The 11,881-nt window shown below is 71.3% G+C and carries 9 protein-coding genes and 3 pseudogenes; 5 read left to right on the top strand and 7 right to left on the bottom strand.

The features are described from left to right. Positions 1–6: 6 nt before the first annotated feature. From H297_RS0128870 to H297_RS38990, 4 genes are all read right to left on the bottom strand, one after another. Entirely contained in the window at positions 7–402 is a 396-nt protein-coding gene (locus H297_RS0128870) for a VOC family protein (protein ID WP_027739885.1), read from the bottom strand. Positions 403–685: 283 nt separating this feature from the next. Then, a complete protein-coding gene (locus tag H297_RS0128865) occupies positions 686–1,894 on the bottom strand; it encodes an FAD-dependent monooxygenase (RefSeq protein ID WP_027739884.1) in 1,209 nt (402 codons plus the stop codon). Between the two features lie 66 nt (positions 1,895–1,960). After that, positions 1,961–2,548 carry a TetR family transcriptional regulator gene (locus H297_RS0128860; protein WP_027739883.1) on the bottom strand — a complete coding sequence of 196 codons (588 nt, stop codon included), beginning with the start codon at positions 2,546–2,548 and terminating at the stop codon, positions 1,961–1,963. 278 nt (positions 2,549–2,826) lie between these two features. After that, positions 2,827–3,384, bottom strand: a complete 558-nt coding sequence (locus H297_RS38990; RefSeq protein ID WP_037795652.1) for a flavoprotein — start codon at positions 3,382–3,384, stop codon at positions 2,827–2,829. Between the two features lie 200 nt (positions 3,385–3,584). Here H297_RS38990 and H297_RS0128850 point away from each other — a divergent pair, with 200 nt between their 5' ends. Both H297_RS0128850 and H297_RS38985 read left to right on the top strand, forming a co-directional pair. Beyond that, positions 3,585–4,802 carry a helix-turn-helix domain-containing protein gene (locus H297_RS0128850; protein WP_027739882.1) on the top strand — a complete coding sequence of 406 codons (1,218 nt, stop codon included), beginning with the start codon at positions 3,585–3,587 and terminating at the stop codon, positions 4,800–4,802. A gap of 395 nt (positions 4,803–5,197) precedes the next feature. Continuing rightward, positions 5,198–5,596, top strand: coding sequence for a hypothetical protein (locus H297_RS38985; RefSeq protein ID WP_486589711.1), 399 nt, complete (start codon positions 5,198–5,200; stop codon positions 5,594–5,596). A gap of 56 nt (positions 5,597–5,652) precedes the next feature. On the opposite strand, the gene H297_RS40565 is transcribed toward H297_RS38985, so the two are convergent. After that, positions 5,653–6,306, bottom strand: a complete 654-nt coding sequence (locus H297_RS40565) for an MFS transporter (protein ID WP_158693765.1) — start codon at positions 6,304–6,306, stop codon at positions 5,653–5,655. Positions 6,307–7,166: 860 nt separating this feature from the next. Between H297_RS40565 and H297_RS38975 the strand changes: the two genes are divergently transcribed. Continuing rightward, positions 7,167–8,048 (top strand): ArsR/SmtB family transcription factor, encoded by an 882-nt coding sequence (locus H297_RS38975; RefSeq protein WP_486589710.1) that lies wholly within the window; start codon positions 7,167–7,169, stop codon positions 8,046–8,048. 731 nt (positions 8,049–8,779) lie between these two features. Further along, entirely contained in the window at positions 8,780–9,889 is a 1,110-nt protein-coding gene (locus H297_RS0128830) for an ABC transporter substrate-binding protein (RefSeq protein WP_027739881.1), read from the top strand. Between the two features lie 51 nt (positions 9,890–9,940). On the opposite strand, the pseudogene H297_RS42205 reads toward H297_RS0128830, so the two are convergent. Both H297_RS42205 and H297_RS42995 read right to left on the bottom strand, forming a co-directional pair. After that, positions 9,941–10,731: pseudogene (locus H297_RS42205) on the bottom strand (IS5 family transposase); the annotation flags it as partial. Positions 10,732–10,742: 11 nt separating this feature from the next. Next, positions 10,743–11,552 (bottom strand): annotated as a pseudogene (locus tag H297_RS42995) (IS5 family transposase). A gap of 41 nt (positions 11,553–11,593) precedes the next feature. Here H297_RS42995 and H297_RS44655 point away from each other — a divergent pair. Further along, positions 11,594–11,695, top strand: a pseudogene (locus H297_RS44655) (IS5/IS1182 family transposase); the annotation flags it as partial. Positions 11,696–11,881: the final 186 nt, after the last annotated feature.

Genomic DNA, 11,881 nt, shown 5'->3' with positions numbered 1-11,881 from the left:
GGTTCGTCAGCCGGTCCGGCCACCGGAGCCGTAGGGGCGGGTGAGGATCTCCAGCACGTGGTCGTCGGGGTCGAGCCAGTAGACGCCGCGGCCGCCGTCCCGGGTGTTGATCTCCCCGGGCCTGCTACGGCCCGGGTCGGCGTAGTAGGTGAGCTCCGCGGCCTGGATCCGGCCGAAGATCGCGTCGAACTCCTCCTCGGACACCAGGAACGCGTAATGCTGCGGTGTGACCGGTTCGTCGCCCGCGTCGGCGAAGTCGAGCCCGACGTCGTTCGCCGTCAGGACCGGCAGGAACGGTCCGAACTGCGGTTGGACGTCGAGCCCCAGCAGCCCGGCGAGGAACTCCGCTGACCGTTTCTTGTCGCTGGCGCGCACGATGGTGTGGTTGAGCTGGACAGGCATGGGCGCTGCCTCCTCGGATCGGCCGACGGCACGGAGGGACCGCGCCGCATGTTCCTTCCTTCGCCCAGCACAACGAACGGCCGGCGAGCCGAAATTTCTCCCTCCGGCTCGGTCCTTGGTCGTACGACCGGGTGGACGCGGAGCCGCGCCCGACGGGACGTCACCGAAGACGGGAGGTCACGGCCGACGGGACGTCACCGGCGACGGGACGTCACCGCCGACCGGGGATGGGCTCACCGAGGCGGCGGGGCCTCTCGGCGGGGGCGGGGGGAACGCCGCCGGGTCAGCGGGAGGGCCCCCTCGGTGCTGTGAGTTCGGATAGTTCGGCTGGTTTGCCGGACACCGCCGCCGCGATCAGCCGGTCGACGCCCGGCAGTCCCGACAGGTGCATGGCCGCCCTGCGGGCCCGCAGCCACACCTGGTTCTCCGGCAGGAACCACCGCGCCCCCTTGCGCGCCGCGCGTTGCTTCTCCTCGGCGAGCGGGCGCCATACCTGCTCGTACCGCTCCAGCCCTGCCCGGACGTCCCCCTCAGCGGCTGCCAGGCGGTCGGCCAGCACATGGGCGCCGGCGATGCCCAGGGAGGCTCCCTGGCCCGCCAACAGCGAGACGGCGTAGCAGGCGTCACCGACCAGGACGGTCCTGCCGGTACTCCACCGGGGCAGGACGGTCTGTGCCACATGGTCGTAGTAGATCTCCTCGGAGGGCGGGCACGCCTCCAGCGCCCGCGGGGCCACCCAGCCGAGCGAACCGTACGTCTCACGCAGGGCCTTTCGGGTGTCCCGGGGGAGCGGGGCGGACGGCTCCGCCACCCGGTGCACGGTGAAGGCCGCGACTTTCCCGCCGCGCAGCGCGTAGAAACCCATCTGGCGTCCCACGGTGTCCGTCAGGCAGAACCGGCCCGCGACGTGTTCCCGCACCCGCGGGTCGTCGAACACGAACGCCGCGGTGTGGAAACCGAGAGGACGCAGACACCTCTCCTCGCTGCCCTCCGGCCCGAACACGAGGGCGCGCACGGTGGAGTGGATGCCGTCCGCGCCCACCAGCAGGTCGGCCTCGCGCACCGTGCCGTCGTCGAGAATCACGCGGACGCCGTCGTCGCGGTTGTCGACGGCCGTCACGCTTGCTCCGTACCGCAGGTCCACCGTGGCCGGCAGGCTCTCGCGGAGCGCCAGTTCGAGGTCCGGGCGCATGATGCTGAGCAGCGAGCCGCCCGCGACCGCGGAGAACTGCGCGTAGTCCAGCCCGGCCCGCCTGCGGCCCCGCTCGTCCATGAAGGCGGCCTCGCGGACGGCGTAACCGAGCTCCTGCAACCGTGGCAGCAACCCCATGGCCTCGGCGGCCTCGTACCCCGGCCCGAAGAAGTCGATCATGTAGCCCTGGGTGCGCGGTCCGGGCGCCCGCTCCACCACGTCGCTTTCCCAGCCGTGGGCGGCAAGCCGGTGGGCGAGTGCCAGCCCGGCGATGCCGGCCCCGCAGATGACGGCCTTCATCGTGTTCACCCTCCCGTGAGGCGCGACCGTGCCCCATGCGTCGCACCGGTCGGTGTGTGCGTTGTGTCAGTCGGCGGAAGTGCTCAGCAGGCGGCGCAGCACAGGGGTGGCCGAAGAGCCCGAAGTGAGGGAGGGAACGGCCGCACGGTGCAGCATCAGCCCGTCGAGGGCTGCCAGCAGCACCGCTGCCGTCTCCGCGGGGCGGTCCACTCCGTGGCTGCTCAACCGTCCGGACAGTTCGTCGCGGGTGGTGGCCAGGATCCGTGCCAAGCCCTCCCTCAGCTCCTCGTCGCGGGTTGCCGCCAGGTAGGTCTCCGTGAAGAGCAACGAGGTCGGATCGGTGCCCGAGTAGTCGTCGAGCGTGCCCATGACGTGCTCCAGCGCCTCCCCCGGTGCCGCGGCGGCGGCAAGCAACGCGGCGGTCTCCTTGGCGAGCGCCTCGACCGTCCCGAGGGCGGCCTGGCGCAACAGCGCTCCCAGGGAGGCGAAGTGGTAGTGGACGAGTCCGGAGCCGACCTGTGCCCGCTCCGCGACCATCCGGGTGCTCACCGCCGACCAGCCCCGTTCCGCGATGAGTTCCGCCCCGGCGCGCAGCAGCCGCTGCCGTACCTCGCGGCCGCGGTCGGCGGCGGTGGCGGACGGTGATGGTGCCACGAGGTCTCCTTCGCTGCGGCGCCGCACGGGTGGCTTGGAACGACGTTCCCCAGGAATGCCGCGTCTGCCCTCGTCGTGCGCTTTCGACGTCTCGCATTGGGCAATCGACTTGGCCGAGTGACCAAGCCGATTGCCCAAAGAGTAACGCGTGACCCAGCAACGCGCACCCCCGCCCACGGGAAGCGCGCAGGTTCACACGCGAACTGCCGAGACGTGGGCCGCTGTTACGCGGGCTGCCGCCGAAGAAGCGAGGCGGCGTCGCCCTCTGGCCGGTCGTGCTAGCTCTCGCCGACGGCCCGGTCCGCCGCCTCGCCTGCCGCCTTCAGGGCGAGGCCCCAGGGGAATGCCTGGGAGCGGCCTTCTCCCGGAGGGTTGGGCACGAAACCGCCCTCCCCGTACAGCACCCGGACGCCCGCGCCCCGCAACACGTCGAGGGAGCGCCCGAACTGGGGGTGCCGGGCATAGGCGGCGTTCACGCACGGCACCGTCACCAGAGGGATGCCCTTGCCGATCGCCTCCGCGGCGAAACCGACCACGAACTTGTCGGTGATGCCGAGCGCCCACTGGTTGACGGTGTTGAACGTCGCGGGAGCCACCAGGGCCACCGTCGCGGGCGGCCAGACGTCCGGCCCCCCGGGCTGCTTGTAGCGGGAGCGCACCGGAAGGCCGGTCCGGCGCTCCAGGGCGGGAAGCTGTCCCTCCAGCCACTGTGCTGCCGTCGGGGTGAGGCCCAAGCACACGTCCCAGCCGTCGTGTTGAGCGTCCCGGACGGCATCGGCCACCTGGAGGGCGGGCGGTGCGGCGCAGGCGAGCAGATACAGGACGCGTGAGGCCATGGGCGCATCCCACCACGGAAACGGGCCGTACAGCGCTTCCTCTCCCGCGTACCTCCCGCCGTACCGCACGCCTCTCTCATACCGCGTCCCTCCGGCGCAACTTTTCGGAACTCGATCGAGTGGTGCTCCCGGACGCGAACCAGCACGTCGTCGCGGTGTGCTTACCGTGCCGAGGCACCAAAAGCCGAACGGAGTCGCGGATGCGCGGGCTGAAGGAAGAACACGCGGGCGTCCGTATCGCCCACCAACGCAAGCTGGCAGGACTGACGCAGCGCGGGCTGGCTGCCCAGATCCCGTACTCCTACAGCTTGTTACGACAGGTCGAGGAGGGGCGCAAGAACGCATCACCGGATCTGATCTCGGCGGTGGCACGGCTGCTGCGGATCGATGTGACCGTACTGACCGGACAGCCGTACGTCACCGAACTCCAACAGGACAGGCTCGCCGCCCTGATCCGGCCCATCCGCGAGTCGCTGGACCTCTACGACCTCGAGGACGGCACCCCCGTCCCCGCGGACGACGGGCGGCGGGAGGAGGACCGCGCGGCCGAGCTCGCCGCCCGTGCCGACGACCTGTGCCGCATGGTGCGCGCCACACAGCTGAGCAAGGCGGCGCAGGCGCTGCCGCTGTTCATCGCCGAGGTCACCGCCGCCGCGCACCGCGCCCCCAGCACCGCGCTGTGGCAGACACTCGGTTCGGCGTACCGCACGGCACACGACATCGCCACCAAGCTGGGCTTCTACGATCTGGCGACCATCGCCCTCGACCGGCTGGGCTGGGCCGCCGAACGCGGCTCGGACCCGCGACTGGCCGCCGTACGCCAGTACATGCGGGCCCTCACCTACTTCCGCGAGGGCGAGCACACCATCGGGCTGCGGCTCATCGACGCGGGGCACCAGGCCCTCTCCCGCGCCGACGGTGCCGAACGCGAAGCGCGCAACACGCTCGCGGTGTGCGGACAGTTGCACCTGGGGGCGAGCGTCATCGCCGCCCGCGCCCACGACGCGGACGCCGTCGAGGGCCACCTGCGCCAGGCCGCCTCGTACGCGGAGCGCACCGGCGAGGCCGGACGCGTGCACTGGCTGAGCTTCGGGCCGGCCAACGTGGCCGTGCACGAGGTGTCCGCCCAGGTGGAGATGCGACGTTACGGAAAGGCGCTCGACCAGTCCCGCCGGGTGCGGCTTCCGCACGGCTGGCCCATGTCACGCCGCGCCCACTTCTACGTGGACCGGGCCCGCGCCGAGATGGAGACCGGACGCTGCGACGCCGCCCTGGAGTCCGTGATGACAGCGCGCAAACTGGCCCCCGAGCAGACGCGGTACCACCCGGGCGCCCGCGAGACCATCAACGGCCTGGTGGCGCAGCGCCGCCGCACACCCGACACCCTGGACAACATGGCCGCCTGGCTCGGCCTGTGAGAGACCCCGCGCCGGTCGGAGCGCCGAACCCGGGCCGATCGGCTACTCACTGCGACCAAAGTGTCACTCATTGGTGACACTTCACCGCCTTTCCCCGCGGCAGGCTGGCCACGTCAAGACGCACAGGAACGTCAAGACGCGCAGGAACACAGGGCACCGAACGCAGCGCACGTGAGCACGGCGCACCGGCACACGGAGTGCTGGACGGACGGTGTGCTGGAGGGCGGTGCGCCGGACGGTGTGCCGAAACGTTGCCGTACAGCTCGCACGGCCCGCACAGACGCACAGACCGCAACGACCGCGTAAACGTACAGACCGCACACATGGACAGACGCACAGGACGTACTGGAGAAGCCGTGACCGTATGGTGGCCGCTACCGAAGGGCCTGGATGCCGTGCTGTTACCCGCGGGGGAGTGGTGGGACGCCGTAAGGGTGCCCGCCTACCTGGGAGAAGGAGTGCTCGCACGGCTGGGCGCCTCTTCCGGAGCTGTGATCCGCGACCCCTACGGCAGCAGGCTGTACTGGCTCATCGAACCGGGCAGCGCACGGGACTGGTCCTTCAACGAGTTCGCCGCCGTCCAGGTGCTCGGGACGGCGAGCTGGGTGACCGTCCCGCCCAGCAGCCGCCTGCATCCGCCGGGCCCCCACTGGGCCGTCCCGTGCACCCCCGCGGCCTCGCTGACCCCGGCTGCCTGCCTGCATGCGGCGCTGCACACCACCATCCTGCACACCCTCGGCCCCCGCCAGGCCCGTGCGCACGGGGCGGGAGCCGAGTCCCGAGGGCTGCAATGAACACCGTGTCTGCGGCGCACGCGGGGAGAGGGGGACGAGGCCCGGCTGCGGCGCCCTCACCCCGCGTGGGTTCGACCCGGGCTCTCGCAGCAGGTCTCGGGCCGCAGCCCGGTCGGTGCCGCGACCGTCACCGCCGTCAGAACGAGGACGGCAGCCCGCAGCGACGCTTCCAACAGCCCCGGACGGTGCAGCCTTCCGGTGAACGCGTCGGCGTCGTGCGGCGATCCGGCGACCGCGCCGAAGACCGCGGCACCAAGCGCCGTACCCGTCTGGCGAACCGCACTGTTGACGCCGTCGGCGAGCCCCGAACATCGGTCGGGGACCGCTGCCATGACGGCCGCTGCCACGGCGGCCGTGAACAGGCCGCTGCCGACGCCGAACCCTGCCGGCCCGGGGACGAGTGCGGCCGGGCCGCTGTCCGTCTGCACGAGCAGCAGGGCAGCACAGCCGCACGCGGAGACGCAGGTACCGAGCAGCGTGGGCGTCCGTGGCCCGCACCGGGCGGTCAGCCGACCGGTGACCGGCGCCAGTGCGGCGAGGGGCGCGAGCAGTGGGAACAGCAGCCCCCCGGCCACGAACGACGAACGGTGCTGCACGGACTGGTGGAGAGTCGTGACGAAGAGCGTCCCGTTGGCGACCATGTCCACCACCAGGGCGCCGGGCTGCGGCCCGGCGCAAGCCGGCCGTCGCAGCAGCCCGAGCGGCAGCATGGGAGCGTCCGTACGACGCTCCCACAGCACGCATCCGACACCGGCCGGCACTGCGACAGCGCACGCGCACATCCCCAGCGGGTGCGGCCCGCGGTGCCCGGAGCCGACGACGGCGAACACCGTCAGCGTCGACGCGGCGCCTCCCACGCCGACCCAGCCGACACGTGCGGTCCCGTCCGCCCGGCGGCCTCTCCCTCCCCCGGGACGGTCCGCTCGGTGAGGGGTTGCCTCCTTGGGGCGGTCTGCACGGTGAGGGGTTGCCTCCTTGGGGCGGTCCGCACGGTGAGTGGTTCCGCCTTCGGGACGGTTTGCGCGGTGAGGGGTTGCCTCCTTGGGGCGGTCTGCGCGGTGAGTGGTTGTCCCCTCCGGGCGGTCTGCGTGATGAGCGGTTCTGCCCTCGGGACGGTCTGTACGGTGAGGGGTTGCCCCCTCCGTACGGTCTGTCCGGTGGCCGGTCCCTCCCTTGGGGTGGTCTGCGTGGTGAGTGGTTCCGCCTTCGGGATGGTCTGCGCGGTGAGGGGTTGCCTCCTTGGGGCGGTCCGCATGGTGAGTGGTTGTCCCCTCCGGGCGGTCTGCGTGATGAGCGGTTCTGCCCTCGGGACGGTCTGTACGGTGAGGGGTTGCCCCCTCCGTACGGTCTGTCCGGTGGCCGGTCCCTCCCTTGGGGCGGTCTGCGTGGTGAGTGGTTCCGCCTTCGGGATGGTCCGCACGGTGAGCGGTTGCTCCCTCCGGACGGTCCGCGCGGTGGCCGGGTGTTCCCTCGGGCCGATCCGGGGGCCGTGTGCCGCCCGGTACGGGCCGGGTGACCGCCACCAAAGCGGCCGTCACCACAGCGAGTGTCACCGACGCACACTGGAGCCATGACCACCATCGCGTACCCCCAGCAGGCCACGATGTCGCCCACGACGTCGCTCCGTGATACGGCACCGGACCCGCGCGGCGCGGCGCCTCCAGGCGGCGAGCCGTCCTCCGGCGGGAAGCCACGCACGGACGGTGAGGCGGACCCGGCCACAGCCGCAGCGCTCTTCGCCGACCCGGCCCGCGCCCGGGTACTCATGGCCCTGGTCGACGGCAGACCGCTGCCTGCCTCGGTACTGGCCGACGAGGCCGGCGTCTCCCCGCAGACGGCCAGCGCCCACCTGGCGAAGCTGCGCGAGGGCGGACTGGTCGCCATGGAGAAGTCCGGCAGGCACCGCTACTACCGCCTCACCGGCCCCGAGGTCGCCACCGCGCTGGAGGCCCTCACCGCCCTCTCCCCGCCGCGCCCGGTCCGCTCCCTGCGCGCCCACACCCGCGCCGCAGCGCTGCGCCGTGCCCGCAGCTGCTACGACCACCTCGCCGGCGACCTCGGTGTACAGGTCACCGCCGCGTTGGTCGCGGCAGACGCTCTGCGCCCCACCGACGGCCTCTCCGACACCCGCCGCCGCCCCCACGACCCCCTCTCCGCCCCGCTGTCCACCCACCCCTACGAACTGGGCCCCGCCGCGGAGACCGTCTTCGCCGCCCTGGGGGTCAGCTTGTCGGACACTGCCCGCCCCTCCCGCACCCGCCGCCCTCTGCTGCGTTTCTGTCTGGACTGGACGGAACAACACCACCACCTCGCAGGCCGGTTGGGCGCCGCTCTTCTCGCCGCCTTCCTGTCCCGCCAGTGGCTGACCCCCGGCAGCCGCCCCCGCACCCTCGTCCTCACCCCCGAGGGCGAACACGCCCTCCCCACCACCCTCCCCCTCCCCTCCCTTTGACCCCCCGGACGGTCGCCCCCAACACAAAAAAGGCCGACCCGAAACAACCCCGAGTCGGCCCTACTGGTGCCCCCGGCAGGATTCGAACCTGCGACACCCGCTTCAGGAGTTTCCCTAGGAAGGGGCTGTGACCTGCGGGAAAGCCGCTAGCGGCAGCCTGGCCTGCGCAAACTCCTCTCCGCAGTTGCCACGTGTTCGCAGCGCTTCCCGTCCTCATGTGTACGGAATCCGTCCTGCTGATCGTCCGCGCGGTGCGTCGACAAGGGCGGGCAGCCTCCGGTTGCGGGTCATGAGTTCGCGGTCAGCTAGCTCGGCGCATAGTCGCGGTACCACCTTCGTCCTGCATCGGCGCCGTGGTGGCGTGCTTGACATCGTCGAGCGCTTTCCACCTGGCGCATGAACCGTACGGCCATCAGACGCAGGTCTTCGAGCTCGTGGGCGTCGACCTGCTCTACCTGCATGGCCTGTCCTCCCGGGACTTCGTGCCCCCTAGAGCGTGTTTCGGGAGTGACCTTCTGGGTGCAGGCCCTCGCTGGTGCCGATGACGATGAAGCTTGGCGGCTCAGCGAGCGAAATCTCGGTTGCCTATGGGCACGGGTATTGGATCCAATGACCGGCATGATCACCCGGGCGTGCCTGCCTTGGCGGGACGTGATGATCGCGCACCGCCAGCGGCCGGCGCGCGATCCGGGCGGACCGCGACGGCATCGTCCCAGGAGAGACGCCACCCGATGAACACGCCACCATCGCCGTCCGGAGCGGAGCACACAGACGGGTCATCCATCCGCCTGGGTGCTCTCGTCCCGCTGACGCGGCCCGGCTGGGTCGAGGCGGGCCGACACCTGCTCGCAGGACTCGACCTGGCCGTTCGTGAGGTCAACGACGCCGGCGGGATCGACGGCAGACCACTGGAGTTGGTGGTCCGGGACACCGCGGCCGATCCGGAGCGGGCCGCGGCGGCCGTGGACGAACTGGCCCACCTGGGCGTGGCCGCCGTGGCGGGTGAGTATCACAGCGTGGTCGCCCGCGCCGCCGCCGCCCGAGCCGACGCCCTCGGCGTGCCGTTTCTCTGCTCGTCCGCGGTGCTCGACGCGCTCACCGAGGAGCCGACGGAGTGGGTCGCGCGTCTGGCCCCGGCCCAGTCCTACGGCTGGCGGATCTACGCGGACTTCCTCCTCCGCGCGGGCCATAGTCGGATCGCCGTGGCGACCCAGCCGAGCGTCTACTGGGCGTCCGGGACCCGCGTTCTGCGGGACCACCTCGCTCCCCGCGGCGGCACCGTCCTCGAACTCGACGCGACGCCCTCGCCCGAGGCTCTATGCGACGCGCTCGTCGACCATGGCGTGACGGCGCTCCTACTGCTGGTCGGCCATCCGGAGCCGGCGGTGCCGATCGTCCGGGCCGTCCGGGGCGACCGGCGGCTCGTGGAGATCCTTATCGGCGCTCCGGCCGGACAACCGGAGTTCGCCGAATGGGCTGCGGCGCTGGGTGAGGACGGCGCCGGGATCCCGTTCCTGCGCTACCTGCCCGAGCGCCTCGGTCCGCTCGGTGAACGAGTCGGGAAGGAGCTCCGCGAGCGGCTTGGCGAAGCGCCCTCCTTCGTCGCCTTCGAGGGCTGGGACACCGTCGCCGTCCTCGCTGCGGTGCTGCGTTCCCACGGCACGGACCGGGCGGCCATCGCCGAGTCATGGCCGCGCGTGGCGGTCGAGGGCGCCCGCAGGCCGATCAAGTTCTCCCGCACGCCGGGCGTCGGCGTTTGGCAATGGGCTTGGGCACCGATCCAAGTCGTTGATCGGGACCCGGCGGAACCCGATCGCTTTCGGATTCTCCACGCCGGCTGAGTGAGCACGGAGGTCCAACTGTCCAGATCTGCCGAACTTCGAAAGTGCTGGTCACAGCCACTCGTTGATGGCGGCGACAAGGACGGTCGCCTCGTGGCGGACAGCGAGCTTGTCGTACCTCGTGGCGACGGCGCGGTGTCTCTTGAAGCGGTTGATGCCGCACTCCACCGCGTGCCTCTCCTTATAGCTGGCCTTGTCGAACCTGGGCGGCCGACCGCCGCGCGAGTCGCGCTTCTTGCGGTTGGCCGCCTGGTCGGCCTTGTCCGGGATGGTGCAGCGGATCCCACGTCGGCGCAGTTAGGCGCGGTTCTTGGCAGAGGCGTACGCCCTGTCCGCGCGTACCCGGCGAGGCCGGGTACGCGGCCGTCCCAGCCCGAGCTGGGGCGCCCGGGTGCCTTCCAGTACCGCTTCGAACTGCGTCGAGTCGCCCCGATGCCCCGCCGTAATCACGATCGACATCGGCTTCTGCCGCTGCTCGACCGCCAGGTGCAGCTTGGTGGTCAGCCCGCCACGCGAGCGGCCGAGCCCGTGATCATCCGGCTCCACGGCGACGCCGCCGGGCGGCTCCCTTTGGGGATCCCCCTTTTCCGCGCACCTGCGGCGTGCTGGTGCGCCCGGGCCACGGTGGAGTCCACGTTAATGTCCGAAGTGATCAGATCGTTGTCCTCCGCGCGGGCCTGCGGCGCGGTGAAGATCCTCTGCCAGGTGCCGTCCCGCTGCCAGCGGCGGAAGATGTCGTACGAGCGCATGCATGGCCCGTACTCCTCAGGCATGTCCCGCCAAGGGATGCCGGTGCGTACCCGGAAGCGTATGCCGTCGATCAGCCGCCGGCGTGACCACATAAGACGTCATTTCACTTGGCCAGCCTGCGGTGACATATGAGGGTTGCGGCGATGGCGGTGCAGGCGAGGAAGTGTTCCGGCTTGCGCTCGTAGCGGCGGTGCAGGCGGCGGCAGCCGGACAGCCAGGACACGGTCCGCTCTACGACCCAGCGGTGTCGGCCCAGGTGCCGGGATGACTCGATGCCCTTGCGGGCGAGGCGGTGCCGGATGCCACGGGATGCCAGCCACCGCCGCAGATGGCGATAGTCGTAGCCCTTGTCACCGTGCAGTTCTCCCGGCCGCCGGCGTCGCGGGCCGCGACGGGATCGGATGGGCGGGATGCCGCGGACCAGTGGGATGAGGGCCTGGCTGTCGTGGAGGTTGGCGGCGGAGATGCCGATCGACAGGGGCAGGCTCTGCCGGTCGACGATGAGGTGGATTTTCGATCCCTTCTTGCCGCGGTCGGTCGGATTCGGTCCCGTCAGCTGCCCCCTTTGAGGGCCCGGACACTGACGGAGTCGATCGCGCAACGCGACCAGTCCAGCTCATCCCTGGCGCCGAGTTCGTCGAGGACCAGGCGGTGGAGCTTGGCCCACACCCGGGCCTCGCTCCACTCGGTGAACCGCCGGAAGGCCGTCACGCCCGACAGGCCGAAGCCCGGCGGTAGTTGGTTCCATGCGCACCCCCGAGGTGGCCACGAAAATGATCGCGGCCAGCACCTCGCGGTCCCCGCACCGACGAAGCCCTCCACCCTGCGGGCGCACCGGTGCCGGCGGAACCACCCGCTGGAACAAGGCCCACAGGTCATCCGGCGCCATCCGCTCGACAAGCGCAGCAGTCATCACTCCAGACTGCCGCAAGATCACGCCAACTGAAATGGCGTCTGAAGCAGTCCCGGGCAATCGCCACCCGCTACGACAAACGCGGGTACGTCTTCCTCGGCACCGCCACAGCAGCGGCCCTGGTCATCTGGCTGCGCACTTGATCGCCCGGACAAGTCCTGGCCCAGGAGCCCGCCGCGGGCTGGGGAGGTCCTCACCGTCATTGGTGGGGGATGCCCAGCTTGTGTCGCTGGTCATTGGGGAACAGCCCCGCAGACGCGGGGACCACCTCGGCGGTGCACTGAAGCAGGCCCGCCAGCAGGGAACAGCCCCGCAGGCGCGGGGACCAC

This window comes from Streptomyces sp. CNT360 (assembly GCF_000424785.1).
The sequence above is the reverse complement of the archived record's forward strand: the minus strand, read 5'-3'. Positions and strand labels throughout refer to the sequence as shown.

Bases quoted from the DNA above. Each gene is read 5' to 3' on its own strand.
- H297_RS0128870 (WP_027739885.1), bottom strand. From the start codon at position 402: ATGCCTGTCCAGCTCAACCACACCATCGTGCGCGCCAGCGACAAGAAA.
- H297_RS0128865 (WP_027739884.1), bottom strand. From the start codon at position 1,894: ATGAAGGCCGTCATCTGCGGGGCCGGCATCGCCGGGCTGGCACTCGCC.
- H297_RS38990 (WP_037795652.1), bottom strand. From the start codon at position 3,384: ATGGCCTCACGCGTCCTGTATCTGCTCGCCTGCGCCGCACCGCCCGCC.
- H297_RS0128850 (WP_027739882.1), top strand. From the start codon at position 3,585: ATGCGCGGGCTGAAGGAAGAACACGCGGGCGTCCGTATCGCCCACCAA.
- H297_RS40565 (WP_158693765.1), bottom strand. From the start codon at position 6,306: ATGCTGCCGCTCGGGCTGCTGCGACGGCCGGCTTGCGCCGGGCCGCAG.
- H297_RS38975 (WP_486589710.1), top strand. From the start codon at position 7,167: ATGACCACCATCGCGTACCCCCAGCAGGCCACGATGTCGCCCACGACG.
- H297_RS0128830 (WP_027739881.1), top strand. From the start codon at position 8,780: ATGAACACGCCACCATCGCCGTCCGGAGCGGAGCACACAGACGGGTCA.